Source organism: Streptococcus sp. HMSC034E03, assembly GCF_001811505.1.
GTDB lineage: Bacteria > Bacillota > Bacilli > Lactobacillales > Streptococcaceae > Streptococcus.
Window position 1 is genome coordinate 94,990 of the sequence record NZ_KV804997.1, and the last position, 24,988, is coordinate 119,977.

The 24,988-nt window shown below is 38.3% G+C and carries 24 protein-coding genes and 1 tRNA gene; 5 read left to right on the top strand and 20 right to left on the bottom strand.

Going from position 1 to position 24,988, the window contains the following annotated elements; all coding sequences use genetic code 11:
• Positions 1-111: 111 nt before the first annotated feature.
• From HMPREF2805_RS08470 to HMPREF2805_RS08510, 10 genes are all read right to left on the bottom strand, one after another.
• Complete coding sequence (locus HMPREF2805_RS08470; RefSeq protein ID WP_075232229.1) at positions 112-573, bottom strand: GNAT family N-acetyltransferase; 462 nt, start codon at positions 571-573, stop codon at positions 112-114.
• A gap of 37 nt (positions 574-610) precedes the next feature.
• Complete coding sequence (locus tag HMPREF2805_RS08475) at positions 611-1,396, bottom strand: ABC transporter permease (RefSeq protein WP_075232158.1); 786 nt, start codon at positions 1,394-1,396, stop codon at positions 611-613.
• Between the two features lies 1 nt (position 1,397).
• Positions 1,398-2,216 carry an ABC transporter permease gene (locus tag HMPREF2805_RS08480; RefSeq protein WP_075232159.1) on the bottom strand — a complete coding sequence of 273 codons (819 nt, stop codon included), beginning with the start codon at positions 2,214-2,216 and terminating at the stop codon, positions 1,398-1,400.
• A 1-nt stretch (position 2,217) separates the two neighbouring features.
• Positions 2,218-3,210, bottom strand: a complete 993-nt coding sequence (locus tag HMPREF2805_RS08485; RefSeq protein WP_075232160.1) for an ABC transporter ATP-binding protein — start codon at positions 3,208-3,210, stop codon at positions 2,218-2,220.
• A 400-nt stretch (positions 3,211-3,610) separates the two neighbouring features.
• The gene (locus HMPREF2805_RS08490) at positions 3,611-3,943 is read right to left on the bottom strand and encodes a type II toxin-antitoxin system RelE/ParE family toxin (protein ID WP_075232161.1); all 333 of its coding nucleotides are present in this window, start codon (positions 3,941-3,943) and stop codon (positions 3,611-3,613) included.
• Entirely contained in the window at positions 3,940-4,245 is a 306-nt protein-coding gene (locus tag HMPREF2805_RS08495) for a type II toxin-antitoxin system RelB/DinJ family antitoxin (RefSeq protein ID WP_075232162.1), read from the bottom strand. The genes HMPREF2805_RS08490 and HMPREF2805_RS08495 overlap by 4 nt, the downstream gene beginning before the upstream one ends.
• A gap of 564 nt (positions 4,246-4,809) precedes the next feature.
• A complete protein-coding gene (locus HMPREF2805_RS11325; RefSeq protein ID WP_186822565.1) occupies positions 4,810-4,971 on the bottom strand; it encodes a hypothetical protein in 162 nt (53 codons plus the stop codon).
• Positions 4,972-5,219: 248 nt separating this feature from the next.
• The gene (locus tag HMPREF2805_RS11545; protein WP_261676362.1) at positions 5,220-5,342 is read right to left on the bottom strand and encodes a hypothetical protein; all 123 of its coding nucleotides are present in this window, start codon (positions 5,340-5,342) and stop codon (positions 5,220-5,222) included.
• 32 nt (positions 5,343-5,374) lie between these two features.
• On the bottom strand, positions 5,375-6,460 hold the full coding sequence (locus HMPREF2805_RS08505; protein ID WP_075232163.1) for a DUF6287 domain-containing protein: 1,086 nt from the start codon (positions 6,458-6,460) through the stop codon (positions 5,375-5,377).
• Positions 6,460-8,946 carry an SEC10/PgrA surface exclusion domain-containing protein gene (locus HMPREF2805_RS08510; RefSeq protein WP_075232164.1) on the bottom strand — a complete coding sequence of 829 codons (2,487 nt, stop codon included), beginning with the start codon at positions 8,944-8,946 and terminating at the stop codon, positions 6,460-6,462. Before HMPREF2805_RS08510 ends, HMPREF2805_RS08505 begins: the two co-directional genes overlap by 1 nt.
• A gap of 141 nt (positions 8,947-9,087) precedes the next feature.
• Here HMPREF2805_RS08510 and HMPREF2805_RS08515 point away from each other — a divergent pair, with 141 nt between their 5' ends.
• Entirely contained in the window at positions 9,088-9,423 is a 336-nt protein-coding gene (locus tag HMPREF2805_RS08515) for a helix-turn-helix domain-containing protein (protein WP_075232165.1), read from the top strand.
• 503 nt (positions 9,424-9,926) lie between these two features.
• Here the strand turns inward: HMPREF2805_RS08515 and HMPREF2805_RS08520 are convergent.
• From HMPREF2805_RS08520 to HMPREF2805_RS08565, 10 genes are all read right to left on the bottom strand, one after another.
• Positions 9,927-10,808: a class II fructose-bisphosphate aldolase gene (locus tag HMPREF2805_RS08520; protein ID WP_049549139.1), complete on the bottom strand. Its 882-nt coding sequence runs from the start codon at positions 10,806-10,808 to the stop codon at positions 9,927-9,929.
• A 156-nt stretch (positions 10,809-10,964) separates the two neighbouring features.
• The gene (gene vncS, locus HMPREF2805_RS08525; RefSeq protein WP_075232166.1) at positions 10,965-12,275 is read right to left on the bottom strand and encodes a sensor histidine kinase VncS; all 1,311 of its coding nucleotides are present in this window, start codon (positions 12,273-12,275) and stop codon (positions 10,965-10,967) included.
• Positions 12,272-12,928, bottom strand: coding sequence for a response regulator transcription factor (locus tag HMPREF2805_RS08530; RefSeq protein ID WP_075232167.1), 657 nt, complete (start codon positions 12,926-12,928; stop codon positions 12,272-12,274). The genes vncS and HMPREF2805_RS08530 overlap by 4 nt, the downstream gene beginning before the upstream one ends.
• 70 nt (positions 12,929-12,998) lie before the next feature.
• On the bottom strand, positions 12,999-14,378 hold the full coding sequence (vex3, locus tag HMPREF2805_RS08535; RefSeq protein WP_075232168.1) for an ABC transporter permease subunit Vex3: 1,380 nt from the start codon (positions 14,376-14,378) through the stop codon (positions 12,999-13,001).
• 47 nt (positions 14,379-14,425) lie between these two features.
• Positions 14,426-15,073: an ABC transporter ATP-binding subunit Vex2 gene (vex2, locus tag HMPREF2805_RS08540; protein WP_075232169.1), complete on the bottom strand. Its 648-nt coding sequence runs from the start codon at positions 15,071-15,073 to the stop codon at positions 14,426-14,428.
• 13 nt (positions 15,074-15,086) lie between these two features.
• The gene (locus HMPREF2805_RS08545) at positions 15,087-16,364 is read right to left on the bottom strand and encodes an ABC transporter permease (protein WP_075232170.1); all 1,278 of its coding nucleotides are present in this window, start codon (positions 16,362-16,364) and stop codon (positions 15,087-15,089) included.
• A 135-nt stretch (positions 16,365-16,499) separates the two neighbouring features.
• Positions 16,500-16,585, bottom strand: a tRNA-Leu gene (locus tag HMPREF2805_RS08550).
• A gap of 81 nt (positions 16,586-16,666) precedes the next feature.
• Complete coding sequence (locus tag HMPREF2805_RS08555) at positions 16,667-17,242, bottom strand: cysteine hydrolase family protein (protein WP_075232171.1); 576 nt, start codon at positions 17,240-17,242, stop codon at positions 16,667-16,669.
• Positions 17,242-18,030, bottom strand: coding sequence for a GTP-sensing pleiotropic transcriptional regulator CodY (gene codY, locus HMPREF2805_RS08560; RefSeq protein ID WP_075232172.1), 789 nt, complete (start codon positions 18,028-18,030; stop codon positions 17,242-17,244). Before codY ends, HMPREF2805_RS08555 begins: the two co-directional genes overlap by 1 nt.
• A gap of 269 nt (positions 18,031-18,299) precedes the next feature.
• Positions 18,300-19,877 carry a degradosome RNA helicase CshA gene (locus HMPREF2805_RS08565; protein WP_075232173.1) on the bottom strand — a complete coding sequence of 526 codons (1,578 nt, stop codon included), beginning with the start codon at positions 19,875-19,877 and terminating at the stop codon, positions 18,300-18,302.
• Between the two features lie 341 nt (positions 19,878-20,218).
• Here HMPREF2805_RS08565 and HMPREF2805_RS08570 point away from each other — a divergent pair, with 341 nt between their 5' ends.
• The 4 genes from HMPREF2805_RS08570 to HMPREF2805_RS08585 all read left to right on the top strand — a co-directional run bounded on the left by HMPREF2805_RS08570 (position 20,219) and on the right by HMPREF2805_RS08585 (position 24,945).
• A complete protein-coding gene (locus HMPREF2805_RS08570; protein WP_075232174.1) occupies positions 20,219-21,535 on the top strand; it encodes an FAD-containing oxidoreductase in 1,317 nt (438 codons plus the stop codon).
• An 86-nt stretch (positions 21,536-21,621) separates the two neighbouring features.
• Positions 21,622-22,965 carry a lipid II isoglutaminyl synthase subunit MurT gene (murT, locus tag HMPREF2805_RS08575; protein WP_075232175.1) on the top strand — a complete coding sequence of 448 codons (1,344 nt, stop codon included), beginning with the start codon at positions 21,622-21,624 and terminating at the stop codon, positions 22,963-22,965.
• Positions 22,965-23,747: a lipid II isoglutaminyl synthase subunit GatD gene (gene gatD, locus HMPREF2805_RS08580; RefSeq protein WP_075232176.1), complete on the top strand. Its 783-nt coding sequence runs from the start codon at positions 22,965-22,967 to the stop codon at positions 23,745-23,747. Before murT ends, gatD begins: the two co-directional genes overlap by 1 nt.
• Positions 23,748-23,862: 115 nt before the next feature.
• On the top strand, positions 23,863-24,945 hold the full coding sequence (locus HMPREF2805_RS08585) for a M24 family metallopeptidase (protein ID WP_075232177.1): 1,083 nt from the start codon (positions 23,863-23,865) through the stop codon (positions 24,943-24,945).
• The last annotated feature ends 43 nt before the right edge of the window (positions 24,946-24,988 follow it).

Here is a 24,988-nt window from a genome sequence, read left to right on the forward strand (position 1 = left end):
AGTACGGCAAGGCGACGTTGACGCGGTTTGAATTTGATTTTCGAAGAGTATGAGCTAAATCGGCGATTACACTTACAGTATAGCACTATAAGGACGGATATCAAGGGATTCTTAACCCATCTTTTTAATCAAAATCTGACAAGGATTTTGGGATCCCCACAGTTGCGGAAAAATCTCTAGTTTTTTAAAACCAAGACTACCATAAAAGATATTTGTTCGGTCATAATCTTTATTAGAACCTTCTGCTACTGTTTTCACCTGCAAAAAATCAACATTTTTACTGGCTTCACTTTCTAAAGTAGCAAGTAACTGACTACCAATTCCTCTACCTTGATAAGCTTTTTTTACTCCGAGACAATCAATCTCGGCACAATCTTCACTAGAATAGGACAAGCTTACAAAGCCAGTTAAATCACTCTCCTGATAGGCAGCCCACACTTGCAAGTCCTTGGCTTCTTCGATATAGGCTTGCGTACTTTCTGGAATTCCAAACCATTCTGGCAAATCCTTTAAAACCTCAGCGACAACTGCCATTTTTTGATTAACATCTTTCACTTCTTCAATTACAAACATCATAAAATCCTTTCATGATTTGGTCCAATTTTTGCTATTAAGAACCCGCACTTTCGTAGGCATCTAAGCCCCTATCCCAGAGTTTTAGAGAGATTCCAAAGAAGATAAGGGAAATCAGAACCAATCCTCCGATGTTAAAAAGCCCATCCTTATCCTGCAAGAAATAGCTGGCAGGATAGTAAGCCGTAAAGGCGAAAGGTACAATAAAGCTAATTAACCAACGAAGGAGCGAATTGTAAATGGAAATCGGGTACTTGGCAAAATCATTAAACATATAGAAAATGTAAATCATGGCGCCTGACTGCTTGGTCCAAAAAGCGATGCTGGCTGTCGCGATTTTTAAAGAAGTGTAAATCAAGGTCGCAAAAGGAATACAGACTAGAAAAATCAGGAATTTTGGAAGAGTCCAAGCGATGCTAGTCACTGTTGTTCCTAATAGAATGCCACCGACCAAGAGTTCACCCAAGGCATCAATCTGAAAGGTCTCAACGAGGATGTGAAAGAGAGGATTGATAGGACGAGTCAGATACTTGTCAAACTCCCCTTTTCGAACTAGTCGTTGACCTAAAGCCCAGAGATTGTCAAAAAAGAGATGATCTAATCCCTTTGGAATTAAGGAAAATCCATAGATAAAAGCAATCTCTTGAAAGGTGCAACCTTCTAGGGATGGAATATGTTGAAAGATGACATTAAGAAACAAGAGGTTCAAGCCTTGAGTCAGAAATACTCCCAAGACACCAACCACAAAATCCACCTTGTATTCCATAATTTGTTTGATGTATTGTCTGATAAAAATCAGATGCATACGCTGATATTTTTTCATACTAACCTCCCTGAATGGTGATAAATGACTGGACTCGTTTCCAAATCAACTGAGACAAGCCCACCATCACTAAGAGCCAGAAAAACTGCAAAAGGAGTGCCTGAAGAATCTGACTGGCATCGTATTTCCCAACGATAATCATGACTGGAGTATAAATCAAGGATGAAAAAGGCAGGAAGGACAGAATATCTGCAACAACCTTTGGAAAGAAAGCCAAGGGAATCAAACTTCCAGACATAAAGGCCACTATGGAAGTCTTGAGTAGATTGGAACCCCAAAGATTTTTAAACACAAAGGCTGAAAATCCAAAGCAAATATTAAAGAAAAAGTTAATCAGATAGGCCAGCGTTAAGCTAAAAAGATAAAGGACAGTTAATCCCAGCACTTCTACAATCCCTTGCCCAGATAAGATTTTCATTAACACAATGACACTTAAAAATGGAAGGCCAACGCTGATAAAAATCAACCACTTGGAACCAAGCTCAGTGAAAAGATAGGAGGCCGCAAAATGCACCGGTCTCAACAAGCGCATGATAATGGAACCATCCTTGACCTCCTCCCCAATCATAAAGGACGAATCTGACCTAGTCAGAAGATTGGTCACAAAACTCATAATGATGTAGAGGGTGATATCTGCCATACTAAAGCCCTGAATCAAAGACTCCTGGGAGGAATCAAAGACAGCCTTCCAGAGATAAAAGGCCACAAAAGCCCCCATGACATCCCCAATCCGATAGAGAATAAAGTTGACTCGATAGCTAATCAACTCCTGAATCCCTGCATTGATAAAGGGTTTATAACGTCTCCACAATTTGACCATCTTAGAGCTCCTTTCGATAGAAGCGACGGATAATATCCTCAATATCCGTATCTACCATCTTCAAATCACGAACTTCAAAATCAGACAGGGTTTGTTTAATAATATCAGCTGACTGGTAGCGAGAACTGTCGAATTCAATGTTGAGACTATTCCCCTGTCTATCAATGCTCATATCAGGTAGACCTTCATAGTGAGAAACGAGATGACTTTGCCCTGGCATCAATTCAAAGGATAGAGTCTTCATCTTGCCAAAAGTCTCCTTAAGCTGGCTCACCGTTCCATCAAAAATCTCCTGCCCCTTATCAATCATAAAAATCCGATCACAGAGTTGCTCAATATCACTCAGATCGTGAGTGGTCAAGAGAATAGTAGTTTCTTCTTCCTGATTGATTTGAGTAATAGCCCGACGAATGTTATCCTTGACCGAAACATCCAAACCGATGGTTGGCTCATCTAAAAAAAGAACCTTGGGATTGTGGAGCAAGGAAGCTGCAATATCCGCCCGCATCCGTTGACCAAGCGAAAGAGTCCGCACGGGATCCTTGATAAATTCCTTCAAATCCAAAACTTCATTCAAAAAGTCCATGCGTTTATGGAAGAGCGAGTCTGGTACATCGTAAATTTCTTTTAAGACCGTATAAGTCTCTTGCAGTGCCAAATCCCACCATAGCTGGGTACGTTGTCCGAAAACGACTCCAATATCCTTGACATAATCTTGGCGATTGTCCTGTGGAATCTTGCCGTTAATCCGACAAAAACCAGATGTCGGTTTCAAAATCCCTGTCAGCATTTTAATGGTTGTCGACTTCCCGGCACCATTTGCTCCTATGAAGCCTAAAATCTGCCCCTTGGGAACCTCAAAGGTCAAATCTTTGACCGCTTCAAAGGTCTGCTTTTCAGGATGAATAAAGGAGCGCAAAGCTCCCTTCAAGCCCGGTTCCTTAACTGTCTTCACAAAATTTTTCTGAAGATGTTCCACTTCTATCATTGCCATATCTATCTCCCTATCGTAAGGAATAGCAATATTGTATTGTTGACTACAAATATTCTAAATCCTTACTTTCTACACTTTCTCAATATTATTACAGAAGGCTTTATACCAACCTATTATAATCTAATAAAAATAGGAATGCAAGCGTTTGCTTATTGATTATGAAATTAGAGATTTCTCTCTTAAAATAATACTTTTAATCAAAAATTCTGGCTTGATAGTTTCCTTAAAATACCAAAAAACCTGCCAAAAGGGGCAGGTTGCTATTTTATATGGTTCAGCTAGATTAAACTTTACTTTCTTGAACCTACTGAGCAGTGTCACATGTTTTTTAGAAAGCTTTAACTACGATTTTATATAAAGTGCCATGAAATAGAATATAATCTGACTAAATACGTATACGTCAATCGGATTTGTTCCCGATTTCAAACAGTAATCTGTCCAAGCTACTTGATTGATGTAACACTCTCAAGATGGTAACTGTATCCTTATCAAAGCGATAAAACACTGAATAATTTTTTACTAGTAGTCGTCTAACTTTAATATCTAAACTGAGCAATTCTTCTACAATAGCACATCTTTCAGGAAATATTTCTAAGGTTTGAATCCCTTCTGCAATAGCTTCAAAGTGATTCATGGCAGTTTCCGGCGATTGAAGCTCGTCTGCAATATAATGATAAATGGCTTCCATATCACTTTCAGCTCTTTTTAAAATATTAATGGTTATTTTAGTCATACATTCCGTTCCTTAAATTCTTTAAAGAACTCATCGACCGATCGAACCTGACCGTTTTCTGCTTCATGATAAGCTTCAACCATCATTTGTCCAAATCGATCAGCTGTCATTTCCTCTACATTCACTGATGAAGGTGCGTCTGGCAATGAAATATCAAAAGGGATTTTCTTCGTTAATGATACTTGTTTCAATAATAGTGTAACTAATGTTGACATCGGCATCCCAAGCTGCTTCAAAACCTGTTCAGCTGATTGTTTATCTAATTCATCAACTCGAACACTAATTGTAGCTGTTTTTCCCATTCTTATCACCTCACTTAAGTTTTGTACTGTAATTGTACATCAATTTACATTACTTGTCAATTTAATGTTTTTCTGAAAACGAAATACCACTATTACACTGTTGAAAGATTAGATTAGATTAGTCATCAAAAAAGTGGTTATACAGAAAACTATTGATCATGTAGCGCTCTCGTAATCCTAACCCCCAGATGTTTTAAAAACTTACTGGTTAATTGAATGTTTTGAATATAGAAACTAAAATTATAAGAAAAGTCTCATTTATTAAAAAATGAGGTCGTAATTTTTTCCTGACCTCATTTGTATATTTACCCCAAAAACATGAATTCTGAGGGACATTTACCACTTATTGATTCTTATAATTCATCATATTTTTAATCAATTTATTTACAAAACATTAAAAGATTTTGTAGACAGATAGGACATTGATTTTAATTGACTAGGGTACAGAGTTTCTACACCTTAATGAGGGTATGATAAGTAGTCATTCTCTGAAATAATTTTGACAGTCAGAAATTGACAATATTTTCTTTCATTTCCTTCTGATACACTAAGAGAAATCGTTTATTACTTTCTAGTATTAAAAGCTGAAATAACAGAGCCGACAGCTGCAACACGTGCTGAACTAGCAATATCATGCTGCAAAGCGCGCGTTTCTTCTTGAATAGAAAGTTGATTTTCTTGAAATTGTTGTGTTTCTAAAAGATTATACGCCTCCTGCAATGTCAAAGCACGTCCTTCTTCAACCAGTTTATAAAGACGGTAAGTATCACTATAATTATAAAATTTCTCTGGAAAATTCTTTTTCCCATTAATGTACCCTGGTTGACTAATTTCTGTATTATGTAATTTCTGAGCCTGTTCCAGTTCCGCTTCTGCTGGTTATATCAAAAATAACTGACGACCACCAAATAATACAATTCCTATCATCAGAAATACAAAACGTTCCAAACCTCTACCACTATCAGTAATCAAAATTAGTAAAGTAAGTACAAACATTGCAATGATAGTTTTTCTTGTAAATTTTTCAAAGTTACTGCTACTGGAGCTGTCAACTCACGTTTATCTTGTAAGTATTGTAAAATTTCCTCTCTCGTCATTTCCATTTCCTTTTCTTTATACTAACTCCCACTCACGGTTCATAAAGAATTTGTCCGTCTTCTTGTAAGATTACCCCGTTTTGATAGACCCAAACTACAGAACCATCTGTACTATGAACTGCATTATAGGGGATTTCATCTGTCATACCGTAGTTTCCTGCAAATACTTCACGCTCTTTAAAACCTAGCTTTTCGTTTGCATAATCAACGGAGGACTGTCCACCACTTAACCAAACACCAGTATTACGCCGTTTACGTGCATCATCTCCACTACGTTTCACAGTAGTTCCCGTCGTATCTAAAAGCTCCGTGCTCATCTTGTAGTAAAAATCATTTGCATCTGAAAATATCCCTTGTTGTCCAGTCCAGATTCTATCTTTTGAACTATCAGAAGCATCATGTTTCCCATCTACTCCATCTGGAAAAACTGTTCCACTGGGCGCCAAGTAAATCATTGAACCAGTAAATCCATGCTGTAAACTAGCCTTTAAAATCCCTCCTTCAAGAGTAGAACGATTTGTATTCAAGCGCGTATCTTGTGGCTCGACAAGACCTTGTCGATCAAATTTCAAGACTTTTCCGTTAGCATTCTGCCACGTTCCAACTAGACTAGAAAACTCTCCTGACTGGATAGCAGTCACATCCAAAGACTTCGAGGCCCCTTTTTCTTTAGAACTAGTGTTTTGCGAGCTGCTGTTAGTCGATGATTTTGTTGACGTTCCAGCATCTTCACTCCGAGTTGAAGAAGATTGCTTTTCTGATTCTTTTTGACCATTTCCGGTTATTTTTTTCATTACAACTGAGTCTGATGTAATCTTTAAAGCTCCTGAATTTTTCGGTGTTAAAGTAAGAGCCTCCTCCTTCATTTCATAAGATAAGCTTACTTCGTCATCCCTATATGTTCCAGTTAACTCCTTATTTTTAGAATCAACAGACAGATCCACATTATCCTCAAAAACCAAGGCATTCATTCTCAAAGATGCTACTTTATCTTTAATCTCCAAGCGATATGAAACTATCCCATTTTTCCCTTCATAAATACCGTTAAGGTTCTTACTACAACCTGTTAACAAAACAAGTAGGAATATCAATGAAACAAATATACTGACTCTTTTCATTATCTATCCTCTTTTTTGCGTTTTGAACGTGTTACTCCAAGTAAGCTAAGTGCACCTAGGCCAATCAAGGTTAAAACAGAGCTTGCACTACCAGTTTTTGGCAATTCTTTATTTCTAGCTACACGGCTATAGCTAACAACCTGATTCGCACTTTGAGTCTCTTTTTTCCCTTTCAGATTTTGATCTTTACTATCTTTCACATCTACTGATGGTTTTAGGCTTGCTTGGTATGCTTCGTATTGAGCTTTAAGTAATTGATATTCATGAGTGGCTTTATCAAACTCGTCGATTGCATGTTTCAAGTTAAGTTCACTTGTATGTTGTAAGTCTAGAGCTTTTTCATACTCTTGTGTGAGTTGATCAAGCGCATGTTTCGCATCTTCTAATCGTTTCGGTGCATTTTTCAATGCATCAACTTTATCTTGTGCACGTTTAAGATCTTGTTTCGCATCTGTTAATACGTTTAATGTAATATTAAAGTTTTCTTCTGCATCTGCTAATTGTTTAACGGCTTCCTGATAATGTCTTTCAACGGTTAAAAGGTTATCTTGACGAGATTTTAATTCTTTCTTATCTTGACTTAACTGTTCTTTAGCTGCAACTAAATCTTTTTCTTTTTCTTCTTTTGTTTTAGAAAGAGATTTAAGTTTTTCTTCTGCATTTTCTTTTTCAAGTTCAGCTTTACGAAGGCCATCTTTGGCTAAGTCTAGTTTTGTTACTGCTTCAGGAGTCTGTTCTTTAGATTCCTTAGCTTCTGTAAGTGCTTCTTTTGCCTGTGTAAGAATGAGACCTGTTGCTTGAGCCTGTTCTTTTGCAGTTTCTAATTCAGTTTGTTTTTCAGTTAATTCAGTCTTTGCATTAGAAAGAGTAACGTCTGCATTTTTAACGTCAGTCTTTGCTTTTTCAATACGTTCTGTTGGTGATTCCACTTTAATTTCAATAGTATCGAATTTTGATGGGTCATCAATATAATCTGGTCGAACTAATTCGAAATGTACTTTACCTACTGCTAATCCATGACCAATTGCAAGACCAAAATATGCAGGTTCATTTCTATAACCCACAATACTTCTAGCATGTTGCCATTCATATCCGTTAAACAAGAATGCTTCTAATGATTTATAAATTCGTCGTTTAGCTTCATCCATTGTTTTAGTATCAAATTGATCAGCATTTACACCCAAGTGTTTGTATTCATTTTCGTACTCATCATCATTTAATCCATATGAAAATAAGTTTTCATAAAATTGAAGTTTTCCACCAGTTGTTAGACCAAATTCACGTGCAACTTCATTGATAACTTTAACATCATGCCCATCATCCATTTGATAACCATTTGCTTCATCTCTACGTACAACTGTATTTGCAAATTTAAGAGAGTCTTTTGTAATTGTAACAAGTGGTGAACCATATTGCTTACGTACTTGATTAATCAAATCAGCTGCAAATTGTGTTAACTCTAATTGTTGATCGTATGTTAAATTTCGAATATCAATATTTCGAGTTTTGTCAACTTCATTTGACTTGTATTCGTTTTTATCACCAACAATTTCATTAATACGTTTCAAGGTTACTTCATCATCTTCTTTTAGTGCTTTAATATATTCTTCACTAAGAGTTAATGTATTTACAACTTGATTTGTTAATGTTTTTAGCGTTGTAGTAGCATTAGTAAGTGTTTGTTGCGCATCTTGAACTCGTTGTTCTGCTACCTTAACCTCTGCTTCTTTGTTTGTTACTGTATTATTTGCAATAACATTATTGGTTGTTGCTTGGGTAACTTTTTCATCTAAGATATTGATTGTTTCATTACGTTTTTCATCAGCTTCTTTTGCAATTTCTACTTGATGTTCAGCTACGGTAACAGCTTCTTTTGATTGCTCGACAACTGTGGTTGCTTGAGTAAGCGCATCAGTTAATTCACGTTCATTTGTATGATGAATCGATTCTTCAATTTCTTGAACACGATCTTGTGCTGATTGAACAATATGTTCTTGTTCGTTTACTTGTTCAGTTGCTTGTTTGAGTTTTGTTGTTTGTTCGTCAACGGCTTGCTTATCATGAGTTACTTGATCAGCTGATACCGAATGTTGCATTGTGGCATTGGTAACCTGTTCAACTGCATTGGTTAGTTTATCTTCCGCTTCAGCAATAGATATATCAGATGCTTTTTGATTCGTTTCTGCATCTTGTACATTTTGTTTCGCTACAGATACCTGTTTTTCAAGTTCTGTTACTGTTTGAATGGCATTGTCATTCACTGTACGTGCATTTTCAACAGTTTGTTCAGCATGTTTCACGTTTTCTTTTGCGTGATTGACTTGTTCTTTTGTAATTTCTACGGTTTTAGTTGATGTTTGCTCAGTGACTACTTGAGAAGAAAGTCCTTGTTCAGTTAATTCCTTAGCATTGACATCTTCAACCTTTGCTAGGCTAGCTGTAACAAGTGCAGCTGCTGCTAAACTCCATTTTGTGCGTTTATCCATATTTCACTCCTTATAAGTCGTTCTTCCATTAGTTTAATACAAAATACCTATTTTGTAAAGTGATTTCAGTATAATTTTAACTCTACAGAGGGGATTTGTGGTGATAATTTAAGAGTTACAATAGAGAAATTAGGGGATTATATGAACAAATACACATTACAAAAACATATCTCTCTTCGAATCCGACATTTAAGAAAGCAGAAAAAAATGACACAGTGGGAGTTGAGTGAGAAAGCCAATCTAGGTATTAATTATATCTATAATATTGAAAATAAAAATTTAAATATAAAATTAGAAACGTTAGAGAAAATTATCATTGCTTTGGAAGTCACTGAAGCTGAATTTTTTAACTTTTTTAATCAAGAAACTGATTTTGAGACGACAAAAACATTTGAACTGATTTCTGAACTACCCATTTCAAAACGAAAAAAACTACTTGATGCTATTAACCTCATCTTAGAGACTTTAGAAGAATAAAATGCTAGACTTTTTTATCTAGCATTTTTCTGTTGACACTTCAATTTTATAGTGAGTTGAATAAACAATAGTACAGTCTGGCTTCTAAAACATTACTAGAAATTGATTTGATTTTCCTAGTCAATTTGTTCAGATTTTATTTCATTACATTATATATCTGATAAAAATATGATTCAAATTAGGTCGATGTATCCTTGATATGACTAGATTACTGACTTTATCAGTTTTATACAAAAATTTAAAGCAGTTCTTCAAGTTGACTTTGTTAGTCATATGAAGTAGGTTAGATAAAAAATTAAATCTACCATATAAGTTAGTGAATATTCCCAAAATAAAACGCATATTATCAAGTTTTTTACCACCTGATAATATACGTTTTTCTGATTTTAAAGACTTGTTTATCAACATCTTTGATTTACATTTATTCTCACAACTCTATAAAACATTAAATTGAAAAAACCCACCCTCAGGGGCAGGTTTCTGTTTTGTATTGTCCAGCTAAATTAAGCTTTACCTTCTGAACCGAATACGTCGATACGTTCTTCAACTGATGCTTGGATAGCTTTTACACCGTCAGCCAAGAATTTACGTGGGTCGAAGAGTTTCTTCTTGTCGTATTCTGCTTCGTTTGCTTCGTAGTCACGAGCAAATTTACGAGTTGCGTTAGCGAATGCGATTTGGCATTCAGTGTTAACGTTAACTTTAGCAACACCAAGTTTGATAGCTGCTTGGATTTGCTCATCAGGAATACCTGAACCACCGTGCAATACGATTGGGAATCCTGGTACAGCTTCAGTCAATTTTTGCAAGTGGTCAAGGTGAAGACCTTTCCAGTTTGCTGGGTAAGGACCGTGGATGTTACCGATACCAGCTGCCAAAAAGTCGATACCAGTTGCAACCATTGCTTTAGCATCTTCGATTGGAGCCAATTCACCATCACCGATGATTCCGTCTTCTTCACCACCGATAGTTCCAACTTCAGCTTCGACTGATACACCATTTGCGTGAGCAAATTCTACAACTTTACGAGCTTTTTCAAGGTTTTCTTCAACTGGAAGGTGTGAACCGTCAAACATAACTGAAGTATAACCAACTTGAATACACTCAAGTGCATCTTCGTAGTGACCATGGTCAAGGTGGATAGCTACTGGTACAGTGATACCCATTGATTCAACAAGGTTAGCGATCAAGTTGCGAGCAACTTTGTAACCACCCATGTATTTAGCAGCACCCATTGAAGTTTGGATCAAAACTGGAGCTTGTTTAGCTTCTGCTGCGCGCAAGATAGCTTGAGTCCACTCAAGGTTGTTTGTGTTAAATCCACCAACTGCATAACCGTTGTCACGAGCTGCTTGGACAAATTTTTCTGCTGAAACGATTGCCATTTTATCAGGCCTCCTGTATATTTTTATGGGACATCCCATTTACATTGTTCATTTTATCACTTTTTAGCAAAAAAAGCTAGTTTTTCCCGTAGTTTCGATTGAATTTCTTCTATTTTCAGATATGTAAACCTTTTCCCACTTGGTCTACTCCTTGTTCTAAGGCAGGTTCATGTAAAATACCAAGTGATCATCATGTCTTTCAAATCGATAGTCAATTTCTTCATTTTCCAATAAACTTTTGACTACGAAGAGTCCCAAGCCAGCTCCCTTACTTTGTCGACTAGAGGACGTGAAGGATTGTTCAAATTTATCTTGCTCCTCAGATGTACAGGCGTTCTCTATAAACATCCAACTATCTTTTGCTCCAATTTTCAGATAACCACCTTGAACAGAGTGTTTCACAGCATTACTGATCAGATTGGAAAGAATCAGCTTGAGTACCGAAGGATTTAGATAAGTTTGTTGGTCAGTCAGTTGATTTTCTACAGTGATTTTTCTCTCTTTGGCTAACAAGTCATAGTCCTTCAATAGGAGATTGGTCATATCAAAAAGGTCGATTACTTCCTTCTTATCTCGCAACTCCTGCACTGAAGAAAGCGATAGGATTTGCTGGACATGGTGAGTCAAATCATCCACAATACCCAAAGAAACTCCCAGATAATGATCACGATCTTTATAGCGTCCAATATTGGCTTTCATATTCTCCAGAAGAATCTTTAGACTAGCTAGAGGTGTTTTCAGTTCGTGGGAAGCACCTCGCAAAAACTCAACCTTCATCTTTTCCAGCTGGAGAATGGCCTCGTTTTTCTCATGCAAATCTGCAATCACAGTCAAGAGATGCTGATAAAGGCTATTGATTTGTTCTTTGAGATCGCCAATTTCATCCTTAGAATCCACGCGCAACCTCACTTCTGCATCCAAATCCATCATCCGTCGAGTCACTCGTTTGATTTCCAAAATAGGTGCAACAATGGTTCTAGCATAGATAAAGGCGATGAGGAGCGAAATGATGAAAGACGCTAATAAAGTATAAGGCAGAAATTGAAGACTGATGTCTTCTGCTTCTTTCTGCAAATCCATAGATGCCAAGAATTGCAAGGTCATCGTCTGACCATCCTTAGTTTGAACTTCTCTTTCCTCAATAACCAAGGAAGCCGTTTGTCGTTGTTTATCAATGGGAAGATTATCATTGACTTCCAACTTATCCTGAGTCATCTCTCCCTTAACAGCTCCCTTAATATCACTGCTTTTAGAATAAAGTTCAAGGACTTCCTGAATAGCTTGACTGTCCTTTCCTTGGAGGGACTGGGCAATTTCTGTAGCCTTTTGCCCTATGCTCTCCTGACGATGACTGAGATAGGTCGGAGGAAAGAGGAAATAGATGGCCAAATGCAAACAAATGACCAAGGTAGAAAATACCGAGAAGGTATAGATAAAAATTTTTTTAAATAAACCTGAACGTCTCATTTTCTCTCCAATTTATAACCAACATTGCGCACGGTAAGAATACAGTCTAAATCCAATTTTTTCCGTAGTTCCTTGATATAGACATCGATCACTCTGTCAAAAGGAACCTCATCTGTCATCTTCCATACAGCATCGATAATCTGCGACCGTGTTAAGGCTCGACCTTCATTTTTAACCAGATAGTCTAAAATTTCCAGCTCTTTTGCATTCACTGCAACTTCTTGACCAGCTACTTTAGCGCTATAACTGTCAAAGTCTACCTCGGTGTCTCTATAGGTAAAAATACAACCGGTATCATAATAACGTTTAAAGATGGCATCCACTCGTACTTTTAACAAAGATAGAGAAAAAGGTTTTTCCAAATAACCATCTGCTAATGCAGCAAAGGCACTCATCTTATATTCTTCGTCCTGAAAGGCTGTCAACATCAAAACCGGAACTTGGCTTCTTTTACGAATTTCTGACAAAACCTCTAAACCATTTCGTTTAGGCATTTGAATGTCCAAGAGAACCAAGTCTACTTGATGATTGAAAAATTGCTTTAGAGCTTCCTCTCCATCTCCTGCCTGAATGGTTTCATAGCCACAATCCGTCAAATAGTCACTAATTCCCTCGCGGATCATGTCTTCATCTTCTACAATTAGAATTTTCATATAAATCCTTTTCTATCAAAAATGCTACCTATATTATATCTCATTTGAGTGAGAATAGGTAGCAGGTTTTTTATTCACTATCCAACAAGAGTTCTTTTGGTTGTTTAAAGAGGAGATTGCTTGAAGCAAGTGCCATAACTAATACTACCAATACCAAACCAAGTACAAAGATGATGGCAAAGTCTGAAGGTTGAATAGAAATATCCAAACTTGAAAGAGTCTTGCTAAAGCCGTCAACTTCTGCACCACCACCAAGATTGGAAGCTTGGGCTGCCTTACTTGCCTGTTTAGCCACATCTGATGTGACATTGGCAAGAACTGTGTTCCCAATAGCACGAGCTGTGTAATTAGCTAAGAAGTAGGCTGAAATGAGAGCTGGAATTGCAATCATAACTGCTTCTGTGATAAATTGTCCTAGAATACTTGCTTGTTTAAGACCAATTGAAAGGAGAATTCCAACTTCTTTACGACGGGCGTTAATCCATAGTGTCAGTAAGAGAGCAAGTAGTAGAACAGAGAAGCTTAAGCTACCCCAGAAGAGAAGATTAGCCATCTTGTACATGCCTGAGATAGATTGTTCAAGGGCAGGATAGTTAGATGAACTCTTAATCAAGCTATACATCTTCCAGTTGATGCCGTTGATAGACCCTAATTCTTGCATGACACTATCTAGATTCTTATCTCCAGCTACAAAGAAGGTAGCATCTCCATAAATAGCTGTATCTTCTGTATAACCATAGAGTTGGGCTGCTGTGTGAATATCTGTTATAGCTGTATTCTCATAAAGTTCTTGTGAGTAGGTCACAGCAGATTTGTTATGTCCATCAAAAAGTCCTTTGATCGTTACTTCTACTGTTTCCTTGGCTCCTTTTTCATTATCTGCATCGTAGATATTGGAGTTCAGTTTGACCTTATCTCCTACCTTCCAGCCATGTTTAGCAGCCAAGTCTTTGTGCATGAGAATCTGGTACTTGTCGTCATTGGTTAAATGCTCACCTTCGACCAGCTTGTAAGAGCCTGACACAAACTTGTCTTCTTTAGCCGAATCATTAACTCCTGTTATCATCAAGCTACTTCCAAAACGTTGAGCACGATCTGCAGTTAGATTTTTCTTGGTTTCAGGCGTTTCAATAAGTTCATAGCCTGTCAAATCACCGATAGCATTAATCCGTTTGATGTAGGATTCAATGGCCTTGTTCTCGGTAATTTTTTTGATATCTTCACCCTTGATATTCCCAGCACCACGTGGAGTTCCTTGATTGACCCTACGGTTGATTTGCATGGAGAAACTATTGGTGATATTTTTAAAGGTTTCTTGAGAAGCCTTGGCTGTCGCACCCTTGATAGATAAGCCGACCAAACTCAAACTAGCCATCAAGAGAATGATAAGAAAGATCACAATAGACTTGAAAAATTTTCTTGTGACATAGGCAAATGCGTTGTGTAACATAAGATTCCTTTCTAGATTTACTTCAGTTTTTAATATGTTTAAATGTTTTAGTTACTATTTCTTCTTGTTTCAGTCAGTTTCTTATCCTTCAATTCAAGTGTAATATCTGATGCTTGTGCTACTTCCTTGCTGTGGGTCACAACGATCACACACTTGCCTGTTTTCTCAGCAAGAGATTTGAGCAAATCGATGATATCCCCAGCAGTCTTAGGATCTAGATTTCCTGTTGGTTCATCTGCTAAAATCACTGGCGCCTCAGAGACAAGACTACGAGCAATGGCAACCCGTTGTTGCTGTCCTCCTGATAATTGGAGAACATTCCGCTTGATTTGACTTTCATCTAAACCAAGTTCAAGAAGAGTATCCTTGCTAGCCTTTTTATTGACCAAGCGGATATTTTCCAATGGGGAAAGATAATCAATCAAGTTATAGTTTTGGAAAACTAGCGAGATATGGTGCATGCGATGATAAGAATAACCTTGTTCACGAATATCCTTGCCTTCGAATAGGATAGCACCTTCGACTGGGCTATCAAGTCCTGCTAATAGAGATAAGAGTGTTGACTTCCCAGCTCCAGATTCTCCGATAATACTATAAAACTTGCCAGGTTCAAAATCGTAATTGATTTTATATAATACTGCTTCTGCAGTGTTCTTATAACGATAAGTAAGATCTTGTAATTGTAGTAAAGTCATGATTTCTCCTTCATTAACTAATGGATGATAAAATTTCTTTCGGTGATTTTCTAAATAAAAATAGGAAACAAAGTGCAACTGACAAGCAGCTGATGATTAGTAGGAAGATATAAGATTCTCCAAATGATAAAAGACTTGTTGAAAGATTCGTTGCTTTTGCTAGCGTATCTTGTAGTGCAGCCTGATCTCCACTTGCTAGTACAGTCTTCAAGAGATAGGAAGTAATAGCATTTCCTGCAAGAAATGCTGGTAGAATTGCTGCCAATGAAACTAGGATAACTTCCAGACAGAATTGGCTAAAGATTGCTATTTTTCCTTTACCTAGTGCCAATAAAATACCAACCTCGTAGACTCGCTCTCGTAACCAAAGTGACAAGACCAAGACCAGCGCTCCTACTCCAGCAATCATAATGCCATAGAGAAAAATCTGTAGGAAGGTTTGGAAGGTCGAAACGGAATCCTTGATTTGTTCAAAGGCCTTATTTTCCTTTTCAACTTGGTAACCTTGGTTTTCCAGAGATAATTTTTCAACCTCTTGAATGATGTCATCCATATCTTTTGGATTTTCAAGATAGAAACGGGCTGCAGTGACTTGATCTTCCTTATTTCCAAGAAGAGTTTGGCTACTTTCGTAGTCTGTATAGACCGTATTTTCACTAAAGTCTGATGATAGACCGGTAAATTTCTCTTGCTTCTGACCTGAGAAAATACCTACGATTTCATAGTCTAGCCTTTGTCCACTATTTCCTTCAACTTGAGCAGGAGTTAAACTAATCTTATCCCCTACTTTTAGCTTGTTTTTCTTGGCTAAATCTTCGTGGATTAAGATTTTCTGGTTATCTCCTTTTTGTAGATGTCTTCCTTCTTTAAGGGTAAAGGCGGAACTTGTAAAAGAAACATCCTTGGAAGAATCTTCTAAAGCAATCAGACTGATAAGATTTTTTTCAGCCTCTGTCAAATCATCCCTTTGGATACTTTGTTCTCCAGTAACGACTTCTTTGTCAGTTAACTTGGCTATTGTTTCTAGCTCAGGTGAAATCTTCTCGAGACCCTTTATCTTTTTAAGGTCATCTAGTTGAGACAGTTGAAAAATCTGATCTGCTTCTATTCTTTTAATAGAAAAAGATGTATTCAGTGAGCGGTAGAGATTATTTTCTACTGTTTTGTTGGACTTCATAAGCGTCAAACAAGCCGATATTCCAGCCAATAAGACAAATAGAATCAGGAATAATATGAGACTTCTCAGTCGTTTTCTGCTGACGTAAGCCCAGGCTCTTTGAGTGGGATTCATATAGCACCTCCATATTTGTAAAACCATTATAATATTCAAATATGAAATGTTTATGAAATCACAAAAAAAGAGCAAAATCTTTGCCCTCATTTTGATAAAAAAATAAAGAGCTAGCAATTGCCAGCTCTTATCCTATGCGGAGAGAGGGACTTGAACCCTCACGACCTAAAGCGGTCACAGGATCCTTAGTCCTGCGCGTCTGCCAATTCCGCCATCCCCGCGTCGATTACTTTACTAGTATATCAACTTTCACAAACTTTGTCAACACTTTTTTCAGATTTTTTTCAGTTTTTTTGAATACATTATTCTTTGATTTCAACTAGATTTTCATCAAGGAGTTTCGCTCCTAATGTATTCTTAAAATGTCCAAGTGCAAACTGATGGTTTTCAGGCCAAATGGATGCGACTGCTGGCTTGACAACTTCTATCTGATACCCAAGATTATAGGCATCGATAGCCGTATGCAATACACAGATATCTGTAAGAACTCCTGTTAAGATGACTGTATCCACGCGACGCTCTCGGAGACGAATATCCAAATCTGTACCAGAAAAAGCCGAATAGTGACGTTTGTCCATCCAGAAAACACGACTATCTTGGGCCTGTTCCTGATAAAATTCAGCTAACTTACCATATAGATTACGCCCGCTAGTCCCAATCAGATTATGTGGGGGAAATAGTTTACTTTCTGGATGAAAGACATCATTTTCCTCATGAGCATCAATGGTAAAGAAAATATAATCTCCACGGTCAAATGCTAATCTAGTCACCTGATTGATCGCTTCTGATATTGCTTGAGCAGGAGCTCCAGCTGTCAATTTTCCATAATCCGCTACAAAATCTTCTGTATAGTCAATCGAAATTAAAGCCTTAGCCATTAATAGTCCCTCTTTTTCACTTCTTCAAAGATATCTGGGATCAAGACCTTAAGATAAGTTCCCTTCATCCCCAGTGAACGACTTTCAATAATTCCTGCTGATTCGAGCTTCCGAAGGGCATTGACAATCACAGAACGCGTAATACCGATACGGTCTGCAATGACTGACGCAGTTAACTGTCCTTCATTGCCATTCAATTCACTCAAAATAGCTGACACTGCTCGTAACTCAGAGTAAGAAAGAGTGTTGACTGCCATCGTTACGGCTGTACGACGACGGATATTTTTCTCGTCTTCTTCACGTTGGAAGTTCAAAAGCTGAATACCAACCACCGTACTAGCAATCTCAACAAGAATCAAATCCTCATCTTCGAATTTCTTGTCATTTCGCCAAATAATCAAAGAACCCAAACGAATCCCAGAAACATGGATTGGAGCAATTGTTGTCAAACCTTCTGGAAAATCAGAACGACTCTCAACTGGAAAGATGCTTAATTCGTGATCTACAGTCAGATTTGCTTCTGTATCGTAAATCATGTTTGCACCTTGTACATAGTCATCCGGGAAAATCTTAGTTTGGAAGAACTGCTCTACGCGATCTGTATTGGTTTTGTAACGCATAAAATAGCCAAGGAGGCGCCCCTTGCTGTTAACAATACAAGCGTTGCAATCAATAATATCCGCTAATTGGCGTGTGATAGCATTATATGGAAGATCATCTTGTAATTTCTCCTCCGCACGCTTCAGGATAGACGTAATTTTTCTCGTTTTTTCTAATAAATGTGCCATTTTCCACCTCGTATTTAATCGCTTCCATTATATCACAAAACTGTCTTTATTTCAATAATTATCTGAAAATTGCTTATTGCATTGCAATTCTCTTACATTTGCAATTTTTTATATTTTTTTCAATTTTCTTGTTGACAGCTTCTCCATTTTTTGATAATATAATATTACAAGATAACAAATATATAGATATGACTTCTAGTATTAATTTTTACGTAACTCTCGGTCTCCTTATATATAAAAGCGATCCACCTCAGTGAACCGCTTTTTTATTATTTATCGCCCTTGTTACGAATAACGAAGCCTGTTTTCTTTTCGCTAGATGTTGTGCGAGGTTTTTTGTTGTCCTTACGGTAACGTTTTTCCTTATCAAAGCGGTCGTTTTTGCGACTGCCTTTTTTGAAATCATCCCGACGTTCACCACGACGATTGTCACGACGGCGTTCACGATCACGACGGTCATCTCCACGACGACCTCCCTTACCTTTGCCACCAAAGCCACCACCAGATGGTTTAAATGGTAACGGTTTTTCACGTGCAATCTCAACCTCAGGAAGACTATCTGGGTCTTGAACAGTTAAGCTGAGGATATACATAGCCAATTCTTCAGGACTGAATTCTGAGGCTAATTGACGAGCATCCTTGCCAAACTTCTCAAAGTTGCCACGAATCTCCTCATTCGCAAAATCACGTTCAATTTTCTTAAGAGCTACTTGCTTCTTAGCTTGGAAGGCTTCTTCCGCACTTGCAGGTTTGAGACCTTTCATACGTTTCTTAGTCAAGTTCTCAATGATTTGGAGGTAACCCATTTCATTAGGTGAAACGAAAGTAATAGACTGACCTGACTTACCTGCACGACCTGTACGACCGATACGGTGAACATAACTCTCAGGATCTTGTGGGATATCATAGTTGTAGACATGAGTCACACCTGAAATATCCAAACCACGAGCAGCCACGTCTGTTGCAACTAAGACATCAAGGTTGCCATTTTTAAAATCACGAAGGACACGAAGGCGTTTGTTTTGGTCCAAATCTCCATGAATCCCTTCTGCACGGAAACCACGGATTTTAAGCCCACGAGTTAACTCGTCTACACGACGTTTTGTACGACCAAAAACGATTGACAACTCAGGTTGATCAACATCCATAAGACGAGTCATGGTGTCAAATTTTTCTTGTTCCTTAACACGGATATAGTACTGGTCAACTAGTTCTGTAGTTAATTCTTTGGCAGCAATCTTCACATGCTCAGGTTCTTTCATGAACTGAACACCAATACGTTTGATAGCATCTGGCATAGTCGCTGAAAAGAGCAAGGTTTGACGATTTTCTGGGACACGAGAGATGATGGCTTCGATGTCTTCAAGGAATCCCATGTTGAGCATCTCATCTGCTTCGTCAAGGATGAGAGTTTCAATGTCTTGCAATTTCAAGGCCTTGCGTTTAATCAAGTCTAGGAGACGACCAGGCGTTCCAACTACGATATGAGCCCCTGATTTAAGAGCCTTGATTTGTTTTTCAATACTTGAACCACCATAGACTGAACGAACTTTTACACCTTTACTACGACCAAAGCGGAAGAGTTCTTCCTGACTTTGAACAGCCAGTTCACGAGTTGGCGCAATCACCAAAGCTTGGATTGTCGCTTCTTCTGTGCGAATTTTTTCAAGGGTTGGCAAGCCAAAGGCTGCTGTTTTCCCTGTACCAGTCTGTGCTTGACCGATAACATCTTTTCCTTCAAGAGCCAAAGGAATAGTTTGCTCTTGGATAGGACTTGCTTCCACAAATCCTGCTTTATCAACTTCTGCTAAAAGGTCAGCAGACAAGTTAAATTCATTAAATTTCACGTTTTTCTTCTTTCTAAAGGTGGTGCGAAGCCACCCTATAGCGCTTAGTTTATACTTTTCTTTTCATGACGTATTTTCATATCTTCTATGAAAGATCGTGTTGCTTCTTTTCCACAAAAGAAAAGTACTGCTTTCTTTGCAACTTATCTAGTATAACACAAGAAAGGGCCAAAAGATAGTCTAACCACTTGATTAAATCATGTAAACGATTTTTCTATTTTTTGAACTTGATTCTCAAAAGCTTTCGTAAGACTAATTTAGTCCAATATTTTTTTCCGTAGCAGATTTGTGAAATTATTTTTTTCTTGTGCTAGAATGAAATCAAACAGGAGGATTTAAAAATGTTAACATACGATTTAATTGTTATTGGATTTGGTAAGGCAGGTAAAACTCTTGCTGGGAAACTAGCTTCAGCTGGTAAAAAAGTTGCCCTTATCGAACGCAGTAAGGCGATGTACGGAGGAACTTGTATCAATATCGGTTGTATCCCAACTAAAACCTTGTTAGTTGCCGCAGAAAAGGACTTGTCATTTGACGAGGTTATGGCAACTAAAAACACTGTTACTACACGCCTCAATGGTAAAAACTATGCTACTATCGCTGGTACTGGAGTTGATATCATTGATGCCGAAGCCCACTTTGTTTCTAATAAAGTCATCGAAATTCAAGCTGGTGATGAAAAACAAGAACTAACTGCTGAAACAATCGTCATCAACACTGGTGCTGTTTCAAACGTATTGCCAATTCCAGGTCTTGCGACTAGCAAGAATGTCTTTGACTCAACAGGCATCCAAAACTTGGAACAATTACCAGAAAAACTCGGAATTCTTGGTGGTGGAAACATTGGTCTTGAATTTGCTGGTCTTTACAACAAACTCGGAAGCAAGGTAACAGTCTTGGATGCTCTAGATACTTTCCTACCTCGTGCAGAACCTTCCATCGCAGCTCTTGCTAAACAATACATGGAAGAAGACGGCATCGAATTGCTTCAAAACATCCATACTACTGAAATCAAAAACGATGGTGACCAAGTTCTTGTTGTGACTGAAAATGAAACCTATCGTTTCGATGCCCTTCTCTATGCAACAGGACGTAAACCAAATGTTGAACCACTTCAACTTGAAAATACAGATATTGAACTTACTGAACGTGGCGCTATCAAGGTCGACAAAAACTGTCAAACAAATGTTCCTGGAGTCTTTGCAGTTGGAGATGTCAACGGTGGCCTTCAATTCACTTACATTTCACTTGATGACTTCCGTGTTGTCTACAGCTACCTTGCTGGTGATGGCAGCTACACACTTGAAGACCGTCTCAATGTGCCAAACACCATGTTTATCACACCTGCACTTTCACAAGTTGGTTTGACTGAAAGCCAAGCAGCTGATTTGAAACTTCCATACGCTGTCAAGGAAATCCCTGTTGCAGCAATGCCTCGTGGTCATGTAAACGGTGACCTTCGTGGCGCCTTCAAAGCTGTTGTCAATACTGAAACTAAAGAAATTCTCGGTGCAACTATCTTCTCTGAAGGTTCTCAAGAAATCATTAATATCATCACTGTTGCAATGGATAACAAAATCCCATACACATACTTCACAAAACAAATCTTCACTCACCCAACCTTGGCTGAGAACTTGAATGACTTGTTTGCGATTTAGTTTTATCAAGCAGCCCTCCTTGGGCTGTTTTTCTTTTTCTAAAATCTCAAAACTGTCTTTTTCAGCTTTTATGATATAATAGAAACATGAAATTAAAAACTACTTTGGGTCTTCTTGCTGGGCGTTCTTCTCATTTTATTTTGAGTCGTCTTGGACGTGGAAGTACGCTCCCTGGAAAACTGGCCCTTCAATTTGATAAAGATATTTTACAACATTTAGCGAAGAACTACGAAATTGTCGTGGTTACTGGTACCAATGGAAAAACCTTGACAACTGCCCTCACTGTCGGTATTTTAAACGAAGTCTATGGTCAAGTTTTGACCAATCCAAGTGGTGCCAACATGATCACAGGGATTACAACTACCTTCTTGACAGCCAAATCCTCTAAAACAGGCAAAAACATTGCAGTTTTAGAAATCGACGAGGCCAGTCTTTCCCGTATCTGTGACTACATCAAGCCAAGTCTCTTCGTCATCACCAATATCTTCCGCGATCAAATGGACCGCTACGGTGAGATTTATACAACCTATAACATGATTTTGGATGCTATTCGAAAAGTTCCTACTGCTACTGTTCTGCTGAACGGTGATAGTCCACTTTTCTATAAACCTGCAATTCCAAATCCTGTTCAATATTTTGGTTTTGATTTGGAAAAAGGACCAGCACAACTGGCTCACTACAATACCGAAGGTATCCTCTGCCCTGAATGTCATAGCATTCTTAAGTACGAGCTCAATACCTATGCCAACTTGGGTGCCTACATCTGTGAAAATTGTGGATGCAAACGTCCTGAGCTGGATTATCGTCTGACTGAACTGGTTGAATTGACCAACAATCGCTCTCGTTTTGTTATCGACGGCCAGGAATACGGTATCCAAATCGGTGGTCTCTACAACATCTACAATGCTCTGGCTGCAGTTGCTATCGCCCGTTACCTAGGCGCTGATTCTCAACTGATTAAACAAGGATTTGACAAGAGTCGTGCAGTATTCGGTCGCCAAGAAACCTTCCAGATTGGTGACAAGGAATGCACACTGGTTCTTATTAAAAATCCTGTTGGTGCTACCCAGGCCATCGAAATGATCAAACTAGCTCCTTACCCATTTAGTCTATCTGTTCTCCTCAATGCCAACTATGCGGATGGGATTGATACCAGCTGGATTTGGGATGCAGATTTTGAACAAATTACTGATATGGACATTCCTGAAATCAATGCAGGTGGCGTTCGTCATTCTGAAATTGCTCGTCGTCTACGTGTTACTGGCTATCCAGCTGACAAGATCACTGAAACAAGTAGACTGGAACAAGTTCTCAAAACGATCGAAGCTCAAGACTGCAAGCATGCCTATATCCTTGCGACTTATACGGCTATGCTAGAATTCCGAGAATTACTAGCCAATCGTCAGATTGTTAGAAAGGAGATGAACTAATGGTTTATACTTCACTTTCCTCAAAAGACGGCATTTATCCTTACCAACTAAATATCGCCCACCTCTATGGGAATCTCATGAATACCTACGGAGATAATGGGAATATCCTCATGCTCAAGTATGTAGCTGAAAAGCTGGGGGCCCATGTGACAGTTGACATCGTTTCGCTTCATGACAATTTCGATGAACATCACTACGATATTGCCTTTTTCGGCGGTGGCCAAGACTTTGAACAAAGCATCATTGCTGGTGATTTGCCTGCTAAAAAAGAAAGTATCGACAACTTTATCCAAAATGATGGTGTCGTCCTTGCTATCTGTGGTGGCTTCCAGCTATTAGGTCAATACTATATTGAAGCTTCCGGAAGACGCATAGAAGGTCTAGGTGTCATGGGACATTACACACTCAACCAAACCAATAACCGCTTTATCGGTGACATTAAAATTCATAACGAAGAATTCGATGAAACCTACTATGGTTTTGAAAATCACCAAGGCCGCACCTTCCTCTCAGATGACCAAAAACCACTGGGGCAGGTTGTCTACGGAAATGGCAACAACGAAGAAAAGGTCGGTGAAGGTGTTCACTATAAAAATGTCTTTGGTTCTTATTTCCACGGGCCTATCTTATCTCGTAATGCCAACCTAGCCTATCGCTTGATCACTACTGCTCTTAAGAAAAAATATGGTCAAGACATCGACCTTCCAGCTTATGAGGATATTCTCAGCCAAGAAATCGCTGAAGAATATAGCGATGTTAAAAGCAAGGCAGACTTCAATTAATATTTAGATTCCAACATGCTATTAGCTGTTGGAATTTTTTTAGGTTCTTTTCTCCTTCTTCCTTGCATTTTCTACTAATTTTTGCAAAAATAGAGGGGTAGAAAGAAGGTAGAATATGTCTAAATTACAACAAATCTTAACTTATCTTGAATCAGAAAAGCTAGACGTCGCTGTCGTATCTGACCCCGTCACAATTAATTACCTCACTGGCTTTTACAGTGATCCACACGAACGTCAAATGTTCCTTTTTGTCCTTGCAGATCAGGAACCGCTTCTCTTCGTTCCAGCACTTGAGGTTGAACGTGCGACTAGCACTGTCTCTTTCCCAGTAGTTGGCTACGTGGACTCTGAAAATCCTTGGAAGAAAATCCAAAATGCTCTTCCACAGCTTGATTTCAAACGTGTAGCAGTTGAGTTTGACAATCTCATCTTGACTAAATATCACGGTTTGAAAACTGTCTTTGAAAGTGCTGAGTTTGAGAACTTAACTCCATTGATCCAACGTATGCGCTTGATCAAATCAGCAGATGAAGTGCAAAAGATGATGGTTGCAGGTGTTTACGCCGACAAGTCTGTTAAAGTTGGTTTTGACAATATCTCTCTTGATAATACGGAAACAGATATCATTGCACAAATCGACTTTGCTATGAAACGTGAAGGCTATGAAATGAGCTTTGATACTATGGTTTTAACAGGTGATAACGCTGCAAATCCGCATGGTATCCCTGGAGCTAACAAGGTTGAAAACAATGCCCTTCTCCTCTTTGACCTCGGTGTGATGGTCAATGGTTATGCATCAGATATGACTCGTACAGTCGCTGTTGGTAAACCTGACCAGTTCAAGAAAGATATTTACAACTTGACTCTGGAAGCCCAACAAGCTGCCCTTGACTTTATCAAACCTGGTGTGACAGCTCATGAAGTAGACCGCGCAGCTCGTGAAGTGATTGAAAAAGCTGGCTACGGTGAGTACTTTAACCACCGTCTCGGTCATGGTATCGGTATGGATGTACACGAATTCCCATCCATCATGGAAGGAAACGACATGGTTATCGAAGAAGGCATGTGCTTCTCAGTTGAGCCTGGTATCTACATCCCTGGTAAAGTCGGTGTCCGCATCGAAGACTGTGGTGTTGTAACGAAGGATGGCTTCGACCTCTTTACAAGTACCAGCAAAGATTTACTTTATTTTGATTAAAAAGTATATTATAAAAAATAAGATGGAAAAGTTATTCTTTTCC

Coding starts and splice junctions, on each gene's coding strand:
- HMPREF2805_RS08470 (WP_075232229.1), bottom strand. CDS start 573: ATGTTTGTAATTGAAGAAGTGAAAGATGTTAATCAAAAAATGGCAGTT.
- HMPREF2805_RS08475 (WP_075232158.1), bottom strand. CDS start 1,396: ATGAAAAAATATCAGCGTATGCATCTGATTTTTATCAGACAATACATC.
- HMPREF2805_RS08480 (WP_075232159.1), bottom strand. CDS start 2,216: ATGGTCAAATTGTGGAGACGTTATAAACCCTTTATCAATGCAGGGATT.
- HMPREF2805_RS08485 (WP_075232160.1), bottom strand. CDS start 3,210: ATGGCAATGATAGAAGTGGAACATCTTCAGAAAAATTTTGTGAAGACA.
- HMPREF2805_RS08490 (WP_075232161.1), bottom strand. CDS start 3,943: ATGACTAAAATAACCATTAATATTTTAAAAAGAGCTGAAAGTGATATG.
- HMPREF2805_RS08495 (WP_075232162.1), bottom strand. CDS start 4,245: ATGGGAAAAACAGCTACAATTAGTGTTCGAGTTGATGAATTAGATAAA.
- HMPREF2805_RS11545 (WP_261676362.1), bottom strand. CDS start 5,342: ATGACGAGAGAGGAAATTTTACAATACTTACAAGATAAACGTGAGTTG.
- HMPREF2805_RS08505 (WP_075232163.1), bottom strand. CDS start 6,460: ATGAAAAGAGTCAGTATATTTGTTTCATTGATATTCCTACTTGTTTTG.
- HMPREF2805_RS08510 (WP_075232164.1), bottom strand. CDS start 8,946: ATGGATAAACGCACAAAATGGAGTTTAGCAGCAGCTGCACTTGTTACA.
- HMPREF2805_RS08515 (WP_075232165.1), top strand. CDS start 9,088: ATGAACAAATACACATTACAAAAACATATCTCTCTTCGAATCCGACAT.
- HMPREF2805_RS08520 (WP_049549139.1), bottom strand. CDS start 10,808: ATGGCAATCGTTTCAGCAGAAAAATTTGTCCAAGCAGCTCGTGACAAC.
- vncS (WP_075232166.1), bottom strand. CDS start 12,275: ATGAGACGTTCAGGTTTATTTAAAAAAATTTTTATCTATACCTTCTCG.
- HMPREF2805_RS08530 (WP_075232167.1), bottom strand. CDS start 12,928: ATGAAAATTCTAATTGTAGAAGATGAAGACATGATCCGCGAGGGAATT.
- vex3 (WP_075232168.1), bottom strand. CDS start 14,378: ATGTTACACAACGCATTTGCCTATGTCACAAGAAAATTTTTCAAGTCT.
- vex2 (WP_075232169.1), bottom strand. CDS start 15,073: ATGACTTTACTACAATTACAAGATCTTACTTATCGTTATAAGAACACT.
- HMPREF2805_RS08545 (WP_075232170.1), bottom strand. CDS start 16,364: ATGAATCCCACTCAAAGAGCCTGGGCTTACGTCAGCAGAAAACGACTG.
- HMPREF2805_RS08555 (WP_075232171.1), bottom strand. CDS start 17,242: ATGGCTAAGGCTTTAATTTCGATTGACTATACAGAAGATTTTGTAGCG.
- codY (WP_075232172.1), bottom strand. CDS start 18,030: ATGGCACATTTATTAGAAAAAACGAGAAAAATTACGTCTATCCTGAAG.
- HMPREF2805_RS08570 (WP_075232174.1), top strand. CDS start 20,219: ATGTTAACATACGATTTAATTGTTATTGGATTTGGTAAGGCAGGTAAA.
- murT (WP_075232175.1), top strand. CDS start 21,622: ATGAAATTAAAAACTACTTTGGGTCTTCTTGCTGGGCGTTCTTCTCAT.
- gatD (WP_075232176.1), top strand. CDS start 22,965: ATGGTTTATACTTCACTTTCCTCAAAAGACGGCATTTATCCTTACCAA.
- HMPREF2805_RS08585 (WP_075232177.1), top strand. CDS start 23,863: ATGTCTAAATTACAACAAATCTTAACTTATCTTGAATCAGAAAAGCTA.